The sequence below is a fragment of the Streptosporangium sandarakinum genome (assembly GCF_050942225.1).
Taxonomy (GTDB): domain Bacteria; phylum Actinomycetota; class Actinomycetes; order Streptosporangiales; family Streptosporangiaceae; genus Streptosporangium; species Streptosporangium nondiastaticum.
The window spans coordinates 2,841,544-2,858,046 of the sequence record NZ_CP192034.1 but is presented as its reverse complement, the minus strand read 5'-3'; the positions used below and the strand labels follow the sequence as shown (position 1 = coordinate 2,858,046).

Here is a 16,503-nt window from a genome sequence, read left to right as displayed (position 1 = left end):
ACTGCCGGGATGTTCACCGAGAGCCTCGTGGCGGTGTCCGCGGACCCGGCGGTCGAGTTGTTCACCGCGCGGACCCCGGGCCCCGCCGGCCGCACCCTGCTGGTGATCCACGGAGGGCCCGACTGGGACCACACCTACCTGCGCGAACCCCTGAGCGCGCTCGCCGGGCGGCACCGGGTCGTCCTGCCCGACCTGCGGGGCTGCGGGCGCTCCACGCGCGGCCTGGCCGACGGGCACTACACCCCCGACGCGGTCGTCGGCGACCTGGTCGCCCTGCTGGACGCGCTCGGCTGTCCCCAGGCCGACGTGCTGGGGTTCTCCTACGGGGGGCTGCTCGCGCAGCGCCTGGCGCTGGCCGTACCCGGGCGGGTGCGGAGGCTGGTCATCGCCTCCAGCAGCGTCCCGCCGGTCCCCCCGGACGCCTTCGCGGGCTGGCGTGAACGAGAGGAGCGGCTCGCCGCGGAGGCCGACGTGTGGTCCGACCCCGCGCTGTCCGGACCGGACCTCACCCGCGCGGCGGCGGTCGCCTCAGCGACGACGGATGTCTGGCGCCCGGAGGCGCTGCCGGGCTATCTCCGCCGCCTGGCGGAGGTCCGTTTCTCGGCGGAGTGGATGCGCCCCTGGCGTGCCGGCGTCCTGCCGTCCGCCCGTCCCGAGGACGCCGCGCGGCGGCTGCGCGACCTCGGCGTCCCGATGCTCCTGCTGCACGGCCGCCAGGACATGACGTTCCCCGCGGCCCTGGCGGAGGAGGCGGCGGCGATGATGCCGGACGCCCGCGCCGTGGTGATCGAGGAGGCGGGGCACATGGCCCATGTCGACCAGCCGGACCGCTGGCTCGACGCCCTCGGCGGCTTCCTGTCGTGACCGCTCCCCCGCCTGGGCACGGGACCGTCCTCCGGTCTCCTCGCCGGCCGGCCCCGCCCCCGGAGCGGGGGCGGGGCCGGTCAGGAGATCCTGCTCAGCAGCGCCCGGCGCCCCTCGGTGCGGCGGCGCGCGGCCGGGCCGGCGACGGTCCGGCGGCCCGGCGTCACGTCTTCCGTCGTGACGACCGCATGCCGATCGCGATCTCCGCCAGCCCGCAGAGCAGCAGTATGACTCCGACGATGACGTTGCTGACGATGACGGACGCGGGCGCCGAGTGCGGGGAGACCACCCATGGAGCGATGATCGTCCAGAGGCCGATGATGGGCGTCACCCAGGCGACCCCGCGCGTGCGGCCGTAGGCCGAGGCGAACCCGACCGCCAGCGCCGCCACGGCGAGCCCCGTGACGAGGTTGTTGACGGTGATCGTGGGGCGGCCGCTGAAGCCGACGACCCACGGCGAGATGGCCAGGTAAAGACCGGCCAGGAAGGTCAGTCCACCGACGACCTGGGCGACCGGTGTCTGGGTCGCGCGGTCGTAGCGAGCACGCATCTCCGCTATGTCAGGATGTTGTTCCATCCCCAGTGGCGAATGTGTCATGGTTCCCGCCACCCCTTCTTCAGGCTGGTATCCCACCACTTATTCCGTATCCACTCCGGAGGCGACGACTCGCGCAGGACGCAATGGTTGGACAAAGCCCGGTCCTAGTTGTGCGAATGTCCCGGCGTGGCGCGTTCCGGTGAGTGCGGGTACGGCGCGCCGGAAGGCTTTCGGCCGTGGTCCCGCGACGTGTCGGCCGTGGCCCCGCGGCGGGGCCCGCCCGGACGCCCGGATCCCGTGGACGCCTCGGTCCCGTATGAGCCCGCCCTCTCCGGGTATCGAGATCCGGCGAGGTGATGAGACATGACGAAAGAGAGTCCCAGGACCGTGGTCGTCACCGGGGCGAGCGCCGGTGTCGGCCGCGCCGCGGCCCGTGCCTTCGGCGCCCGGGGAGATTCCGTGGCGCTGCTCGCCCGCGGTGAGAGAGGCCTGGACGCCGCCGCCGAGGAGGTCCGGGCGGCCGGCGGGCAGGCTCTGCCGATATCCGTGGACGTCGCCGACCACCGCCAGGTGGAGGAGGCGGCCCGGCGCGTCGAGGAGGAACTCGGCCCGATCGACGTGTGGGTGAACGTGGCGTTCAGCACGGTCTTCGCCCCGGTCACCGAGATCGAGCCGGAGGAGTACCGGCGGATGACCGAGGTCACCTACCTCGGCTACGTGTACGGCACGAAGGCCGCGTTGAACCGGATGCTGCCCCGCGGTGAGGGCGCCATCGTCCAGGTGGGCTCCGCGCTGGCCTACCGGGCCATCCCGCTGCAGTCGGGGTACTGCGCGGCCAAGCACGCCATCAAGGGGTTCACCGAGTCCCTGCGCTGCGAGCTGATGCATGAGAAAAGCGGCGTGCGGGTCACGATGGTGCAGCTGCCCGCGGTCAACACCCCGCAGTTCGACTGGGTGCTGTCCCGCCTGCCGAACCGCCCGCAGCCGGTGCCGCCCATCTACCAGCCGGAGGTCGCGGCGCGGGCGATCGTGTTCGCCGCCGACCACCCCGAGCGCAAGGAGTTCTGGGTGGGGGCCATGACGGCCGCCACGCTGCTGGCCGACCGGGTGGCGCCCGCCCTGCTCGACAGGTACCTGGCCAGAACGGGCTACTCCTCCCAGCAGACGTCGGAGCACCGGAGGGCCGGACGGCCGGCCAACCTGTGGGAGCCCGCCGACGACGAGGGCGGCGAGGACTACGGGGCACACGGGCGCTTCGACTCCCGCTCGCATTCCCGCAGCCCCCAGGTCTGGGTCTCCGAGCACCGCGGCCTGGTGACCGCCGCCGGAGCCGCGGCGGGGCTGGCCGGTCTGACCTGGCTCGCCCGGCGCACCGGGACCACATGAGCCGGAACCGCACGGGCCGTGGCCCTCGGGAGAGGGGCCACGGCCGGCAACCGTTTCCAGCAGTTCAGGAGCATCCCGTGAACGACGAAACGCCGCGTGCCCTCGACGGCACGCCGGACGATCCCCGGGACACGCCGGACGCCCCCGGGGAAACACCGCGGGCCCTCAGGCCGGTGCCGCGCAGCGAGCCGAAGCCCGTCTCCGACCGGGGACGCCCGCACGGCCGTCCGGTCTCCTGGGCGTTCGTCGCCGCCTTCCTGGTCTTCTTCGCGGCCGGCGGTCTCGCCCTGGTCATCGGGAACATGGCGCTGTTCTGGAGCTGTCTCGCCGCGGTGATCCTCATGATCCCGGTGGGCAGGGCCATCAGGATCATGGACGACACGATGGGCTGGACCCACGCCAGGACCGACCGCCACCAGAAGCCGGCCCGGGAGCGGTAGGGGCCGGTCCGGGCGTCAGGCGCCCAGGGCCGGCAGGACGACGTCCTCCATGACGGCCCGGGGCAGCGCGCCCTGCTCCGCGCCGTCGTAGTCGCCCGCCGTGACGGCCACGACGAGGTCGAGCCGGGGGACGACGAAGATCCGCTGCCCGCCGTTGCCCATGGCCGTGGCCGCCCCGTCCGGAGCGACGTACCAGAGGCAGCCGTAGGAGACCTCGTCCCAGGCCGGCACCCGGGGGCGCAGCATCTCCCCGATCCACCCGGGGGCCACCTCGCGGCCGAGCACGGCCTGGCCGATCCTGGCCATGCCGCGCGGGGTCAGCCGCAGGCCGGAGGCCGCCGAGGCCACCCCGTCCGCACCCGCCGCCCACTCGAAGGGGCCGACGCCGAGCGGCTCGAAGAGCTCGGTGCGGGCGAAGTCCGCGAGCGGGCGCCCGGTCCCCCGGGCGATGAGCGCGCCGACCAGGGCGGCGGCGCCGCCGCTGTAGTGCCACCGCCGGCCCGGCTCCTCGACGACCGGCCTCTCCAGCACGAAGCGGACCCGGTCGGGCGCCAGTTCCATGCCGATCTCGTCGTTCTCCGGCGAGGTGTACGGCGCGCTCTCATCCCACCGCAGGCCGAGCGTCATCGTCAGCGCGTGCCCGACGGTCAGCCGGGCGCGGCCGGGGTCGGCGGCCAGGTCGGGATACTCGGGGAACTGCGCCAGGAGCGGCTCGGCGGGGTCGGGCACCAGGCCGTCGGCCAGGGCGAGGCCGTACAGCAGCCCGACGACGCTCTTGGTGACCGAGCGGACGTCGTGCAGGGTGTCCGGCCCGAAGTCGACCGTGCCGAGCGGGGTGCCCCAGGCGAAGTCGGGGCCGCTGCCGTAGCGCTCCAGCACCGGGACGCCGTGGCGGACCACCACCACGCCGTGCGGGCCCGGCGGGTGCTTCCGGACCAGAGCGTCGAACCGGTCGGCCAGGTCGGGCGCGAAGCCCGCCTCCTCGGGGTCGGCCTGCCGCCACATGCGAATCTCCTCCGTCTCACTCGGCCACGCCGGACACACCGGACACACCGGACACACCGGCCACGCAGCCTCCCACAGGGGGCAGCCGGATTTCCAACCGGTTTCCGCCCCGACGTCAGACGCCGCTACGCAGGTCCGCCAGGCGCTCGGCGGAGTGGCGGACGTCCTCGAACCGCACGGTGCAGCCCTCCCCCGTCGGGGACTGGGCGTGGAAACCGACCTCGGGGTCACCGTCCAGCGCGAAGTAGCGGATCAGCTGCCAGAAGTCCGAACCCGCGGCGACGTGGAAGGCGTAGGCGGAGCCGATCCGGGAGATCCGCAGCCGGACGTCGTCGCCCTCGACGGTGAACGCGTTGCAGTCGTCGGACACCCCCCGGTTCACCACGGTGACGACCGTGGGCCTGCCCTGCGGGGAGAGCTCCAGGCAGAACTTCGCCCAGTGGTCCGGGCTCGCGTACAGCAGCATCACACCCGCGTCGTAGGTGGACAGCAGGTCGAGCCGGACGCGGGCGCTGAGGGTGAAGTCGCCGTCGAGGCGGCCGACCAGCGCGGGGGCGTTGTCGAAGCGGCCGGGGCCGCCGGGGTCGCAGAACAGGTCCGTCTTCGGCCCCGCGGTGATGGAGAGGGCGTCCTCTCCCGCCACCTCGTAGGCGACCGGCTCGTGCAGCCAGCGCATGGGGGCGGGGAAGGCGGGCAGGACGGCGGGTTCCGTCATCGGATCTCCCCGGGGTACGGGTTCTCGGCCAAGCCCTTCGATCTTCGGAACGCGCCTAGTCTGTCACGGGAACGCTCCCGCGAGGCGGGTCACCGGCGGGCGGAACCGTGCTCAGCCCACCCGGTCCAGGAACGCCAGGACGCGCCGCCAGGCGTCGGCGCACGCGTCGGCGTGCTCGTCGTTCCTGACGTCGAAGAACCCGTGCGGGGCGCCGGGGTAGACGACGAACTCGTGCTCCACCCCGGCGGTGGTGAGGGCGTCGCCGAACTCCTTCACCGCGCTCTCCGGGATGCCCTCGTCGGCCCCGCCGAACAGGCCGAGGACGGGGGCCGACAGGTCGGCGGCGTGCTGGGCGGGCCCGGGGCCGTACGGGCCGGCGATGCCGGGGTGGCCGTAGAAGCCGATCACTCCGGCCAGGCCGAAGCGCGGCTCGGAGGCGAAGAAGGCCAGCCGTCCGCCCATGCAGAAGCCCAGGGCCACCTGGGCGCCGCCGAGCTCCCGCAGCCTGCCGAGGGCGGCGGTCATGTCGTCCTGCTGCCGGGACCGGGTGAGTGCGGCGTAGTCCTCCATGCGCGGGAAGTCGCCGCCCCGGTCCTCGGTGGACGGGCCGGCGGTGCGGCCGAAGTGGTCGTAGGCGATCGCGGGGTGGCCGTGCTCGGCGAGCCGTACGGTCAGGCGCTCGTAGAAGGGCGCCAGCCCCCGGTTGTCGGGGATCACCACCACCCCGGTGCCCGTGGGCCGTTCGGGAACGGCCAGATAGGCGGCGAGGCGGGTGCCGTCGGCGGAGGTCAGGGTCAGCGGGCCGGAGGTGACGGGCGTGCCGGTGGAGGCGACCGGCGGGGTGGCGTCATCGTCGTAGCACACGGGCGTGTCCTTTCGGTGGATGCCGAGAAAGTAGCAAAGCCAGATTGATAAAGCTAACCTTGGCATCATGACGCACGACACCCCGCCCGGTTCTGCCCGGCCGGATCACACGGCGCGCGACCTCAGGATCGCCGTCGGCCGTCTCGCCCGGCAGATCAGACGGCTCTACGGCGTCGCCGACAGCGCGAGCGACCTCACCTTCACCGAGCTGGCCGTGCTGTCCCGGCTGCACCGCCGGGGCCCCTCCACCTCCGCCGAGCTCGCCGACTCCGAGCAGATCACCCCCCAGGCGATCGGCACGACGCTCGGCGCCCTGGCCAGGCGGGACCTGATCGCCCGCGAACCCGACCCGCGGGACGGCCGGAAGATCGTCAGCCGGCTCACCGAGGCCGGGCTGCGCGCCCACGACGACCGGACCCAGGCCGTCACCGAACGGCTGGAACGCGCGCTCGGCGAGGCTCTGGACGACCGGGAACGGCGCCTGCTCGCCGAGGCGCTGCCCCTGCTGGAACGCGTCGCCGATCGCCTGTGACCGCCGGCTCCGGCCCCGGCGGACGTCGGCCTCCCGGGACAGAGGAGATCAGAGGCGGTCAGGAGTACGACGCCACCATGCCGGCCACCATCCCGGCCACCGCGACGGACGTCAGGAGCGACCCGAAGATCACCGCGCCCCGGCGGCCCCGCCGGATCCGCAGGGCGTACAGCGCCACGTAGGGGAGGAAGGCGAGCACGCCCGCGCCGAGGAAGGGCATGGTCAGCGCGGCCAGCAGGCCCGCCGTCCCGGTCGGGACCGCGCGGTCGCGCCCGGGGGCGAGCCGGGCGCGCCTGACGTCCCCGGCGGTGGAGTCGGGCGAGGCCGCCACCGCGACCGCGGCGCCGCCGCCGTCGGGCGCGAACCTCCCCCGGCAGTCGTAGCGTCCCTCCCCCAGCGACGCGCAGGAGACGACGGTGAGCGTGCCCGGCGTGCCGGTCCGGCCGGCCGCCAGTTCCAGGTCGTCCACGGCGAAGACGAAGGGCATCAGGCCCAGGGCCAGCCAGCAGACCAGGAGGACGGTCATGCCGATGGGGCCGGGGGTACGGCCGGGGCCCGGGGTCGGCCCGGGCTCCATGCCGTCGAGGAGGCTTTCCAGCGCGTCGTTCATGAGACGGAAAGATGCACCCGGCCGCTTGCGGATCACCTGCCTCCGGCTTGCGGCGGGCCGCCCTCCGGCTCACGCCTGGCGGCGGGCCTCTCTCTCCTTGGCCTCGGCCTCGTCCATCTGGGCGGCCTCCTCCGGGGTGGGGGCGGTCCCGCCGAGGTGACGGGGCTGCCACCAGACGCCCTGGGGCTGCTCCGGGTAGGTCCGCTGGGCCCGGTCGAGCAGCTCGGCCATGCGCGTGCGCAGGTCGACGGTGGCGGCGTCGTAGTCGTCGCCGCGCTTGGGATGCATCGACTCGCCGACCAGGATGGTGACCGGGACGTGCCGCTGGAGGAGCTTCTTGGGGCGGCCCTTGGTCCACAGCCGCTGCGTGCCCCACAGGGCGACCGGGATCACCGGGACCCCGGCGGCCACGGCCATCCGGATCGCGCCGTTCTTGATGTCCTTGACGGTGAACGACCGGCTGATCGTGGCCTCGGCGAACACGCCGACGACCTCGCCCGCCTTGAGCGCCTTCATGGCCGCGCCGAACGCCGAGGCTCCCGCCGCGCGGTCCACCGGGATGTGGTGCATGCCGCGCATCAGCGGGCCGGAGATCCGGTGGTCGAAGACCTCCTTCTTGGCCATGAACCGGACCAGCCGCCTGGCGGGCAGGGCGGCGAAGCCGGCGAAGATGAAGTCCAGATAGCTGATGTGGTTGCTGACCAGCACCGCGCCCCCGGTCCTCGGTATCCGCTCGGCGCCCTCGACGCGGATCTTCAAATCCAGAGCGCGGAACAACGTCCGCGCGGCCCCGATGACCGGGGGATACACGATCTCAGCCATGGCTGAACCGTACCTCAGCTCCCCCGCGCCCCGGCCTGTCACGGCCCCGCTACGAGCCGGGGCCCGACGGCCCGTGGCGGGACCGTGACGGGCCCGGGACGGGCCGGGGTCCGACGGCCCGTGGCGGGACCGTGGGGGCCGGGGCGGGCCGGGGTCCGGCGACCCGTGGCCGGCCGGGGCGGTCACCGTGTCCGCGGCCGCCTCGGTGACCGCTCAGCGACCGCCCGGCGACCTCCCGGACCGCCTCAGTGGCCGCGGAACGCCTCCTCCAGCCACCACGCGCCGCGCGCCCGGGTGACCCTGGCGTGGACCAGCAGCGGACGCTCCCGCGGGCCGTCCAGCCACCGGGCCACCGCCGCGAGGTCCCCGGGGGCCCGTACGGTGACCGCCTCGAAACCGAACCCCCGGGCGATGCCGGCGATGTCGGCGGGCGGGAAGACCACGGTGTCCAGGGGGTGGCCGTCCGGGCCGAAATGGTGCACCTCGGCGCCGTACGCCTCGTCGTCGTAGACCACGACCACCATGCGCAGGCCGAGCCGTACGACGGTCTCCAGCTCGGAGACGCCCATCAGCGCGCCGCCGTCGCCGAGCGCGGCCACCGCCAGCCGGTCCGGCCGGGCGAGGGCCGCGCCGATCGCGGTCGCCAGGCCGAGGCCGATCGACTGGAACGCCTGGGTGAAGCAGAAGCCCCCTTCATCTGGGACATCCATGAACATCGCCGGATATCCCATGAAATTTCCGGAATCGGGGCAGACGACGCGCTCGGCGGGCAGCAGGTCGTCGAGCGCGATCGTCAGGGTCCGGGGGTCGATGCGGCCGTCACCGCTCTCGTCGGCGTACGGGACGTCCCGCCAGCGGACCTCCCGGGCGATCCGCAGCGCCAGCGCCTCCGACCGGTACCCGGGCCCGTCCGGTACGGCGCGCGTCCCGCCGCGTTCCCCGGCCGGCGCGCCGGGCACCGGACGGGCCGCGGCCCCGTCGCCGAGCAGGTCCGCGACGGCCCGCGCGGTGCGGGCGACGTCGCCGGTCACACCGAGGTCGACCGGGCGGTGCGCGCCCAGGGCCTCCGGATCCAGGTCCACCTGGACGACCACGGCGTCCGGGCCGACGAGCGTGCCGTGCCGGGTGGTCCACATGTTCAGGGCGCAGCCCCAGCCGACGACCACGTCGGCGTCGCGGATGAGTTCGGCGGCCAGGGGCGAGGCGAACCCGCCGCTGACGTCCAGATCCCACGGGCTGCCCCGGAAGAGCCCCTTGGCGACGGCGGAGGTGGCGAGCAGCGCGCCGGTCAGGTCGGCGAGGTCCTCCAGCTCACGCCGGGCCGTACGGGCGCCCCGGCCGGCCACGAACACCGGCCGCCGCGCGCCCGCGAGGATCTCCGCCAGCCGGGCGGCCTCGACGGGGTCCGGCCCGGCGGGAAGCGGACGCGCCTCGCCGGTGCGGCCCGCGAGACCGGCGGACCCACCGGCCTCGGCGGACCCGGCGGCCCCGGCCGGGCCGGTCTCCCGGCCCCCGGCCCCGGACGGGCCGGAGACCGCCAGCGCCTGCACCTCCAGCGGCAGGTTGAGCAGGACGGTGCGGCGCCCGTCGCGGGCGGCGCGGAACGCCTCGGCCGTCAGGGCCGCGGCGTCCGGGGCGGAGCCGACCCGCATCGGGACGGCGCCGACCGCCGCGGCCAGCGCGGCCTGGTCCACGAAGAAGTTGGACCGCGGGGCGGTCACCTCACCGGCCAGCACGACGAGCGGCGTGCGGCTCTTGGCGGCCTCCGTGACGCCGGTCAGCGCGTTGGTCAGCCCCGGCCCCTGATGGACGCTGAGCACGCCGACCCGGCCCGTCATCCGCGCGTGGGCGTCGGCCATGGTCGCCGCCCCGCCCTCGTGGCGGGCGGCGACGAACCGCACGCCGTGCGCGACCAGCGCGTTGGTCACGTGGAAGTTGCCGCTGCCGACCACCCCGAACGCGGTGTCCACGCCCAGCGAGGCGAGGACGGCGCCGACGGTCTCCGCGACGGTTCCGGCGCTCACCGCTCGACCAGGGCAAGCACCCGCACCGGGCTGCCCGAGCCGCCGACGATGGGCAGCGGCGGGGCGACGACCACCGCGCCGGTGACCGGGAGCCGGTCGAGGTTGCGGAGCTGGGTCAGGCCGTACTTGCCCGCGCCGAGCAGGAACGAGTGGCAGGGGAAGGGCGGGTCGAAGCCGTGCGCCGCGCCCGCGTCGGTGCCCACGGTCTCCACGCCGATCCCGGCGATCGGGGTCTCCTCCGCCAGCCACCTGGCGCACTCCACCGAGATCCCGGGGCTGTGGGGGCCGGTCTCGTCGGCGTTGAGGAAACCCTCCTGGTCGTGGGAGCGGGCGTCCCACCCGGTGCGGTAGAGCAGCCACCCGCCGTCGGGCAGCGGCCCGTTCGCCTTCTGCCACGCCTCGACGTGACCGATCTCCAGCAGGAAGTCGGGATCCCCGGCCGCCTCGCCCACGAGGTCCAGCACGACGGCCGGGGCGACCAGCCGCTCCGGCGGCACCTGCGAGACGTCCTCGCCGTCCTTGCCGGTCACCCAGTGGACGGGGGCGTCGAAGTGCGTTCCCACGTGCTCGCCCGTCGTGAAGTCGTTCCAGTACCAGGCGGGGCCGCGGTCGTCGTAGCGGCTGATCTCCCTCAGCGTGAACGGGACCGTGTCGGCGAACGGCTCCGGCAGCCGCAGGATCGGCGTCTCGGACGACAGCGGCGCGGTCAGGTCGATCACCTCGATCCCGCCGTTCCGGATGCTCTCCACCAGGTTCCGCAGCACCGACATGACGCCTCCGAGGTCGGGAGATGGCCTGGACGGATCCTCCTACACGCCGGAAGCGTCCGCCATCCCTCCGTGCCGTGTCGGCCACGGCTCGCCCCGCCCTTCCGGGTGCCCGGGTGCGTCCCGGCGGGATGGCGCCCCGCTACTCCCGCCGGAAGGTGACGATCGACTCGGAATCGCCGTTCTCCACGTTGACCGTCAGCCACAGCCGGGAGGTGCCGGGGATCCGCTCGATCACCGCGTGGTGCGCCGCCCTGACCCGCGGCCTCTCTCTCGTCCAGCTCCGGCCGTCCCAGTGCAGGACCGAGATCCCACCGGACTCGTCGTAGTCATCGTCCCCGCCGGACGCGTCGCCCTCGATCCAGGCGGGCGCGTCTCGGTCCTCGCCCGCGAACCAGACGTCGTCGGGCCCGAACGCGGTCACGCTCTTCAGGTCGCCCTTCCACGGCGGGATGGCGGGCCGCCGCCAGGATCGGCCGTCCCAGTGCAGCGCCAGGGGCCGCTCATCGGCCCCGCCCACCGCCCAGACGCCGTCGGGTCCGATCTGCAGGATCGCGTTGAGGGAGCCCTTGGGCAGCACGGTCTTCTCGTACCTGCCTCCGTACCCGTGCCAGATCACCGGCCGGTCCCCCCGTATCCCGGTGACCCAGGTGTGACCGGCGCCGGTGTCCACCGCGAGCAGCCTCGTCTCGTCGTCACCGAGCGTTCTCTCGGTGACGAAGGCGGCGCCGTTCCAGGTCAGAACCGCGGTGTCCGAGATCACCACCGTCCGGCGGCCGTCGACGGCCACGTCCCGCACATACCCCCGGACCCGGTGCCGCCGCCAGGTGTGCCCGTCCCAGTGCTGGACGACCGAGCTTCCGTAAAAGCCTCCGCCCACCATCCACGCGTTGCGCGGCCCGTCGGAGTCGATGCTCGCCAGGCCGCCCAGGCCTCCCCGGACGGGCACCGCGCGCCATCGCGACCCGTCCCAGACGCGCAGCGAGGTCGCCACGCCGTCCTCCCAGCCGGTGTACCCCACCGCCCACGCCGGCTCCGGGCCGGCGGCGCTCACGTCACGCAGGCCACGCTCCCACTCGTCGTCGTTGGGCAGGCCGGGGACCCGGACCCACCTGTCGGAGAACTTCACGGTGGGTGTGGCCGACGGCGAGGGGGTCGGCACCGCAGACGTGCCCGATGCGGAAGGGGCCGGCACCGCAGGTGTGCCCGACGGCGAGGGGGTCGACGCGGCGGGCCGGGGCTCCGCGGCGCAACCCAGCATGACCAAGCAGACGGCCAGGACCGCCACCCGGGACCTCATGGCAGCGAATTGTACGGCTATGCCCGCGCGGGCACCGGCGCTGCGCGCCCGGCGAAACCCCGCAGGACGGCCGTTCAGAGATAGGCGCCGAGGGCGAGCCCGGCCGCGACGAGCAGGCCGCACACGGCGGCGGGTGCCGAGGTTTTTCGGTCGCGGCGCTTGCCCTCCCCGCCGAACGGGCAGATCTTCGGGATGTGAAGAAGCTCATCAACAGTGCTGATTCGGTGGTCACCGACGCGCTGCGCGGGTTCGCGGCCGCGCACCCGGACCTGCGGGTCGACGTGAAGAACCAGTTCGTGGCACGCGCCTCCGGGCCGCGCCGGGGCAAGGTCGGCCTGGTCTCCGGCGGCGGCTCCGGGCACGAGCCGCTGCACGCCGGTTTCGTCGGGTACGGCATGCTCGACGCCGCCTGCCCCGGTGAGATCTTCACCTCGCCCGTGCCCGACCAGGTGATCGCGGCCAGCAGCGCCGTGGACGGCGGGGCCGGGGTGCTGCACATCGTGAAGAACTACACCGGCGACGTCCTGAACTTCGGCATGGCCGCCGAGCTGTGCGCCGACGAGGGCGTGGAGGTCGCGACCGTGGTGGTCGACGACGACGTGGCCGTCCGCGACTCCCTCTACACGGCGGGCCGCCGAGGAACCGGCGCCACGGTCTTCGTCGAGAAGATCGCCGGAGCCGCGGCCGAGGCCGGGGCGCCGCTGGCGGAGGTACGGCGGGTGGCCGAGGAGGTCAACTCCCGCAGCCGGTCGTTCGGCGTCGCGCTGAGCGCCTGCACCACCCCCGCCGCGGGCGTGCCCACCTTCGAGCTGGGCGACGACGAGGTCGAGCTGGGCATCGGCATCCACGGGGAGCCCGGCCGCACCCGGTCGGCCATGCGCGGGGCGCGCGAGCTGGTGCGAGTCGCGATGGACGCCCTCCACGAGGACATGCCGCTCGACGGGGACGTCCTGATCATGGTGAACGGCATGGGCGGCACCCCGCTGATCGAGCTGTACGTCGCCTTCGCCGAGGTGGCCGCCTACCTGGATGAGAAGGGCGCGACGCTGTCGCGCAACCTGGTGGGCGACTACATCACGAGCCTCGACATGCAGGGCTTCTCGGTCACGGCCTGCCTGCTGACGCCGGAGCTGACCCGGCTGTGGGACGCGCCGGTGCAGACGCCCGCGCTGCGGTGGGGCCGCTGACATGGCCGGACCGGACGACCGCGCGCGTGACACGGGCGGCACGGGGAACGCCGACGGGATGAGCGACACGAACGGCACAGGCGGCACGGGCGGCTCTGGTGGCACGCACAAGGCGGGCGCCGCGAACGACACGCCCCGCGCGGGCGGCACGAGCGGTGGCCTGGACGCCGCCCTCTTCACCGCGTGGGCCGAGGAGATCGCCGCGGCGGTCCGGGCCGACCGGGACCGGCTGACGGCGCTGGACTCCGCGATCGGCGACGCCGACCACGGGGCCAACCTCGACCGGGGCTTCACCGCGGTCGCCGAGGCGCTGGCCGGCGGCCGGCCGGACACCCCGGGGGCGCTGCTGTCCCTGGTGGGCAACACGCTGATCCGCAAGGTCGGCGGGGCGTCCGGGCCGCTGTACGGCATGGCGTTCCGGGAGGCGGGCAAGGCGCTGGGCGACGCCCCCACGGTCTCCCTCGCCGACCTCGACGAGGCGCTGGCCGCCGGGCTGGCCGGGATACGGAAGCTGGGATCGGCCACCGAGGGCGACAAGACCATGGTGGACGCGCTCGCCCCGGCGCTCCGGGCGCTGACGCAGGCCGTACAGGAGGGGCAGGACCCGGCGGAGGCGGTCGGCGCGGCGGCGGAGGCGGCGCTGGCCGGGGCGCAGGCCACGATCTCGATGCAGGCCCGCAAGGGCCGGGCCAGCTACCTCGGCCCGCGCAGCGTGGGGCACGAGGACCCCGGCGCCGCATCCACTGCCCTCATCGTCCGGGCGCTGCACGCGGCGGTGTCCCGTACGGCGGGCGCCCCGGGCGAGACGTCCCGGTGGGCCCCGGAAGGACCGGCGTGATGGTGGGCGTCGTCCTCGTCTCCCACAGCGGCCCGCTGGCCGACGAGCTCGTACGGCTGGCCCGGCAGATCGGCGGCGCGGACGTGCCGCTGGCCGGGGCGGGCGGCACCGACGACGGCGGCCTCGGCACCAGCCCCGACCTGGTGTCCAGGGCGATCGAGGAGGTGGACCGGGGCGACGGGGTGGTCCTGATCCCGGACCTGGGCAGCTCGGTGCTGACCGCCCGGCTCATGGAAGGCCCCGGCGTGGTCATCGCGGACGTGCCGTTCGTGGAGGGCACGATCGCGGCGGTCGTCTCGGCGGGCTCCGGCGCCTCGCTGGAGGACGTGGTCGCCGCGGCCGAGGAGGCCAGGACCTTCCGCAAGCTCTGAGGGACGCCCGCGGAGCTTCGCGCCATGAGGTCAGCCGAGGGCGCGGTCGAGGTTGACGGCGGCGCTGATCAGGGAGAGGTGGGTGAACGCCTGCGGGAAGTTGCCGAGCTGCTCGCCGGTCCGGCCGATCTCCTCGGCGTACAGGCCGAGGTGGTTGGCGTAGGTGAGCATCTTCTCGAAGGCGAGCCGGGCCTCGTCGAGCCGTCCGGCGCGGGTGAGCGCCTCGACGTACCAGAACGAGCAGATCGAGAACGTGCCCTCCTCGCCGCTCAGCCCGTCGGGGCTCTCGCCGGGGTCGTAGCGGTACACCAGCGAGTCGGCGACAAGGGTACGGCGGAGCGCGTCGAGGGTGGACAGGAACTTCGGGTCGGTGGGGGCGATGAACTTGGTCAGCGGCATCATCAGCACGGCGGCGTCGAGGACGTCGCCGTCGAAGTGCTGGACGAACGCGCCCAGCCGGTCCGACCAGCCGCGCCGCATGACCTGCCGGTAGATCTCGTCGCGGGAGCACTGCCAGCGCTGCGTGTCGGCGGGCAGTCCACGGCGGCGGGCCATCCGCATGGCCCGTTCGATCGCCACCCAGCACATCAGCCGCGAGTAGACGAAGTCGCGGCGCCCGCCGCGGGTCTCCCAGACCCCCTCGTCGGGCTGGTCCCAGTTGGCGCACACCCAGTCGACCAGCGTGCAGGTCTGTTCCCACTGGTCGCTGGAGATCGGCTGGTACAGCTTGTCGTAGAGGTAGACGGAGTCGATGAGGGCGCCGTAGATGTCGAGCTGGAGCTGGCCCGCGGCGGCGTTCCCGGCCCGCACCGGAGCGGAGCCGCAGTAGCCCGCGAGGTGTGGCAGTTCGATCTCGGGCAGGTCGGTGCGGCCGTCGATGCCGTACATGATCTGAAGGGGGCCCGCCGCGCCCTCGCAGCCGCAGCTGACGTGCTCGGACAGGAAGCCCATGAACGCCGCGGCCTCCTCGTCGAAGCCCAGCCTGATCAGCGCGTACATGCAGAAGGCCGAGTCGCGGATCCAGACGTAGCGGTAGTCCCAGTTGCGTTCGCCGCCGACCCGCTCGGGCAGGCTGGTGGTCACCGCGGCGACGGTCCCGCCGGTCGGCGCGTAGGTGAGCAGTTTCAGCGTCAGCGCCGAGCGGTGCACCATCTCCCGCCAGCGGCCCCGGTAGCGTGACCGGGACACCCAGCGCCGCCAGTAGGCGACCGTGGCGACGAACTCCTCCTCGGCCTCGGCGAGGGGGCACGCCCGCGTCTCGACGCCGTCGCCGTACCGGTCGAGGGCGAACACCGCGCACTCGCCCTCGGTCAGCTTGAACACCGACAGCACGTCGCGGCCGTCGGTCTCCAGTGGCGCGCTGGAGGTCAGGGTGAGCGAGAGCGACGGCGAGGTGAAGACGGCCCGGCCCTCGCGCAGGTCCACGGTGTGGGTCTGGCGGCCGTAGTCGAACCGGGGGGCCACCCGCGCCCGGAACGGCAGCGTCCCGCGCACGCATCTCACCCGGCGGATCAGCCGGTGCCGGTCGATCTCGCACGTGTCCCCGGTGACCGGCATGAAGTCATGGATCTCACCGACCCCGTCGGGGGCCATGAACCGGGTGATCAGCACGTTGGTGTCGGGGAAGTAGAACTGCCTGGTCCTCGCGGGCACGTCGGCGGCCAGCTCGAACGCCCCGCCCCGGTCGGCGTCCAGGATGGCGGCGAACACGCTCGGCGCGTCGAAGCGCGGGAAGCAGTACCAGTCGATCGTGCCGCGCGTGTCCACGAGCGCGGCGGTGCGCAGGTCGCCGATCAGCCCGTGGTCGGCGATGGGCGGGTACCGGCCGGCGCGCGACGCGTCCGGCGCGTCCGGGCGGTCCGCGAACTCGGTTGCCGTCATCTGCGGCCTTCCGTCGTCGGGCCCTATGACCTCACGGTAGTGCCGCCGCCCGCGGCCACGGCCCGGCCGGCGCCAAGGGAGGGGAAGGTTTCGGGAAAGCGAGGGGGCGTGGACGGCCGGGGACGTCCTGTGCGGGCATCCCCGGCCGTCCACGCCACCTCCGGCCCGCGGATGAACGGATTCCCCGGCCCGGCGTGTCAAGGCCGCCGGAATCCGGTGGTGGACGCCGGTGAACCTTGACGGGGCGTCGGCGCTGTCTCTAGCCTTCCCAGAGCTGGGAGCGTTCCCACCGGAACCGCCGCCGGGCCCCGGCCATGATCGGCTTACCGGCGGGACCCGCGATCCTCTGGGAGGACGAG

The 16,503-nt window shown here is 74.1% G+C and carries 17 protein-coding genes; 7 read left to right on the top strand and 10 right to left on the bottom strand.

What is annotated here, in order from left to right:
* Nucleotides 1-9 precede the first annotated feature (9 nt).
* On the top strand, nucleotides 10-864 hold the full coding sequence (locus ACQP10_RS13210) for an alpha/beta fold hydrolase (RefSeq protein WP_346020187.1): 855 nt from the start codon (nucleotides 10-12) through the stop codon (nucleotides 862-864).
* Nucleotides 865-1,027: 163 nt separating this feature from the next.
* Here ACQP10_RS13210 and ACQP10_RS13205 read toward each other — a convergent pair whose 3' ends face one another.
* Complete coding sequence (locus tag ACQP10_RS13205; RefSeq protein ID WP_346020188.1) at nucleotides 1,028-1,414, bottom strand: SPW repeat protein; 387 nt, start codon at nucleotides 1,412-1,414, stop codon at nucleotides 1,028-1,030.
* A 351-nt stretch (nucleotides 1,415-1,765) separates the two neighbouring features.
* Here ACQP10_RS13205 and ACQP10_RS13200 point away from each other — a divergent pair, with 351 nt between their 5' ends.
* Together ACQP10_RS13200 and ACQP10_RS13195 are read left to right on the top strand one after the other, a co-directional pair.
* Nucleotides 1,766-2,788 carry an SDR family oxidoreductase gene (locus tag ACQP10_RS13200; protein ID WP_399500573.1) on the top strand — a complete coding sequence of 341 codons (1,023 nt, stop codon included), beginning with the start codon at nucleotides 1,766-1,768 and terminating at the stop codon, nucleotides 2,786-2,788.
* 77 nt (nucleotides 2,789-2,865) lie between these two features.
* Complete coding sequence (locus ACQP10_RS13195; protein WP_346020190.1) at nucleotides 2,866-3,228, top strand: hypothetical protein; 363 nt, start codon at nucleotides 2,866-2,868, stop codon at nucleotides 3,226-3,228.
* A 15-nt stretch (nucleotides 3,229-3,243) separates the two neighbouring features.
* Here the strand turns inward: ACQP10_RS13195 and ACQP10_RS13190 are convergent, their stop codons facing one another.
* The 3 genes from ACQP10_RS13190 to ACQP10_RS13180 all read right to left on the bottom strand — a co-directional run bounded on the left by ACQP10_RS13190 (nucleotide 3,244) and on the right by ACQP10_RS13180 (nucleotide 5,812).
* Nucleotides 3,244-4,233 carry a serine hydrolase domain-containing protein gene (locus ACQP10_RS13190; protein ID WP_346020191.1) on the bottom strand — a complete coding sequence of 330 codons (990 nt, stop codon included), beginning with the start codon at nucleotides 4,231-4,233 and terminating at the stop codon, nucleotides 3,244-3,246.
* A 115-nt stretch (nucleotides 4,234-4,348) separates the two neighbouring features.
* Nucleotides 4,349-4,948: a DUF1349 domain-containing protein gene (locus tag ACQP10_RS13185; RefSeq protein WP_346020192.1), complete on the bottom strand. Its 600-nt coding sequence runs from the start codon at nucleotides 4,946-4,948 to the stop codon at nucleotides 4,349-4,351.
* Nucleotides 4,949-5,059: 111 nt separating this feature from the next.
* Nucleotides 5,060-5,812: a dienelactone hydrolase family protein gene (locus ACQP10_RS13180; protein WP_346020193.1), complete on the bottom strand. Its 753-nt coding sequence runs from the start codon at nucleotides 5,810-5,812 to the stop codon at nucleotides 5,060-5,062.
* 67 nt (nucleotides 5,813-5,879) lie between these two features.
* On the opposite strand from ACQP10_RS13180, the gene ACQP10_RS13175 reads away from it, so the two are divergent.
* Nucleotides 5,880-6,344: a MarR family winged helix-turn-helix transcriptional regulator gene (locus ACQP10_RS13175; protein WP_346020194.1), complete on the top strand. Its 465-nt coding sequence runs from the start codon at nucleotides 5,880-5,882 to the stop codon at nucleotides 6,342-6,344.
* A 58-nt stretch (nucleotides 6,345-6,402) separates the two neighbouring features.
* On the opposite strand, the gene ACQP10_RS13170 is transcribed toward ACQP10_RS13175, so the two are convergent.
* The 5 genes from ACQP10_RS13170 to ACQP10_RS13150 form a co-directional block, all read right to left on the bottom strand.
* Entirely contained in the window at nucleotides 6,403-6,954 is a 552-nt protein-coding gene (locus tag ACQP10_RS13170; protein WP_346020195.1) for a hypothetical protein, read from the bottom strand.
* Between the two features lie 69 nt (nucleotides 6,955-7,023).
* Nucleotides 7,024-7,776 (bottom strand): lysophospholipid acyltransferase family protein, encoded by a 753-nt coding sequence (locus tag ACQP10_RS13165; protein ID WP_346020196.1) that lies wholly within the window; start codon nucleotides 7,774-7,776, stop codon nucleotides 7,024-7,026.
* 245 nt (nucleotides 7,777-8,021) lie between these two features.
* Nucleotides 8,022-9,800 carry a thiamine pyrophosphate-binding protein gene (locus tag ACQP10_RS13160; RefSeq protein WP_433541441.1) on the bottom strand — a complete coding sequence of 593 codons (1,779 nt, stop codon included), beginning with the start codon at nucleotides 9,798-9,800 and terminating at the stop codon, nucleotides 8,022-8,024.
* Nucleotides 9,797-10,570 (bottom strand): cyclase family protein, encoded by a 774-nt coding sequence (locus ACQP10_RS13155; protein WP_346020198.1) that lies wholly within the window; start codon nucleotides 10,568-10,570, stop codon nucleotides 9,797-9,799. Before ACQP10_RS13155 ends, ACQP10_RS13160 begins: the two co-directional genes overlap by 4 nt.
* 139 nt (nucleotides 10,571-10,709) lie before the next feature.
* Nucleotides 10,710-11,867, bottom strand: a complete 1,158-nt coding sequence (locus tag ACQP10_RS13150; RefSeq protein ID WP_433541440.1) for a hypothetical protein — start codon at nucleotides 11,865-11,867, stop codon at nucleotides 10,710-10,712.
* Between the two features lie 194 nt (nucleotides 11,868-12,061).
* Here ACQP10_RS13150 and dhaK point away from each other — a divergent pair, with 194 nt between their 5' ends.
* The 3 genes from dhaK to dhaM are packed head-to-tail and all read left to right on the top strand — an operon-like array spanning nucleotide 12,062 to nucleotide 14,263.
* Complete coding sequence (dhaK, locus tag ACQP10_RS13145) at nucleotides 12,062-13,054, top strand: dihydroxyacetone kinase subunit DhaK (protein ID WP_399500578.1); 993 nt, start codon at nucleotides 12,062-12,064, stop codon at nucleotides 13,052-13,054.
* A gap of 58 nt (nucleotides 13,055-13,112) precedes the next feature.
* A complete protein-coding gene (gene dhaL, locus ACQP10_RS13140) occupies nucleotides 13,113-13,892 on the top strand; it encodes a dihydroxyacetone kinase subunit DhaL (RefSeq protein ID WP_346020201.1) in 780 nt (259 codons plus the stop codon).
* Nucleotides 13,892-14,263, top strand: coding sequence for a dihydroxyacetone kinase phosphoryl donor subunit DhaM (dhaM, locus tag ACQP10_RS13135; protein WP_179818276.1), 372 nt, complete (start codon nucleotides 13,892-13,894; stop codon nucleotides 14,261-14,263). The genes dhaL and dhaM overlap by 1 nt, the downstream gene beginning before the upstream one ends.
* A gap of 30 nt (nucleotides 14,264-14,293) precedes the next feature.
* Here the strand turns inward: dhaM and ACQP10_RS13130 are convergent, their stop codons facing one another.
* On the bottom strand, nucleotides 14,294-16,144 hold the full coding sequence (locus ACQP10_RS13130) for a glycoside hydrolase family 15 protein (RefSeq protein WP_346020202.1): 1,851 nt from the start codon (nucleotides 16,142-16,144) through the stop codon (nucleotides 14,294-14,296).
* Nucleotides 16,145-16,503 lie beyond the last annotated feature (359 nt).

Bases quoted from the DNA above. Each gene is read 5' to 3' on its own strand.
- ACQP10_RS13190 (WP_346020191.1), bottom strand. From the start codon at position 4,233: ATGTGGCGGCAGGCCGACCCCGAGGAGGCGGGCTTCGCGCCCGACCTG.
- dhaL (WP_346020201.1), top strand. From the start codon at position 13,113: ATGAGCGACACGAACGGCACAGGCGGCACGGGCGGCTCTGGTGGCACG.
- ACQP10_RS13185 (WP_346020192.1), bottom strand. From the start codon at position 4,948: ATGACGGAACCCGCCGTCCTGCCCGCCTTCCCCGCCCCCATGCGCTGG.
- ACQP10_RS13175 (WP_346020194.1), top strand. From the start codon at position 5,880: ATGACGCACGACACCCCGCCCGGTTCTGCCCGGCCGGATCACACGGCG.
- ACQP10_RS13130 (WP_346020202.1), bottom strand. From the start codon at position 16,144: ATGACGGCAACCGAGTTCGCGGACCGCCCGGACGCGCCGGACGCGTCG.
- ACQP10_RS13165 (WP_346020196.1), bottom strand. From the start codon at position 7,776: ATGGCTGAGATCGTGTATCCCCCGGTCATCGGGGCCGCGCGGACGTTG.
- dhaM (WP_179818276.1), top strand. From the start codon at position 13,892: ATGGTGGGCGTCGTCCTCGTCTCCCACAGCGGCCCGCTGGCCGACGAG.
- ACQP10_RS13150 (WP_433541440.1), bottom strand. From the start codon at position 11,867: ATGAGGTCCCGGGTGGCGGTCCTGGCCGTCTGCTTGGTCATGCTGGGT.
- ACQP10_RS13205 (WP_346020188.1), bottom strand. From the start codon at position 1,414: ATGCGTGCTCGCTACGACCGCGCGACCCAGACACCGGTCGCCCAGGTC.
- ACQP10_RS13155 (WP_346020198.1), bottom strand. From the start codon at position 10,570: ATGTCGGTGCTGCGGAACCTGGTGGAGAGCATCCGGAACGGCGGGATC.
- ACQP10_RS13170 (WP_346020195.1), bottom strand. From the start codon at position 6,954: ATGAACGACGCGCTGGAAAGCCTCCTCGACGGCATGGAGCCCGGGCCG.
- ACQP10_RS13210 (WP_346020187.1), top strand. From the start codon at position 10: ATGTTCACCGAGAGCCTCGTGGCGGTGTCCGCGGACCCGGCGGTCGAG.
- ACQP10_RS13200 (WP_399500573.1), top strand. From the start codon at position 1,766: ATGACGAAAGAGAGTCCCAGGACCGTGGTCGTCACCGGGGCGAGCGCC.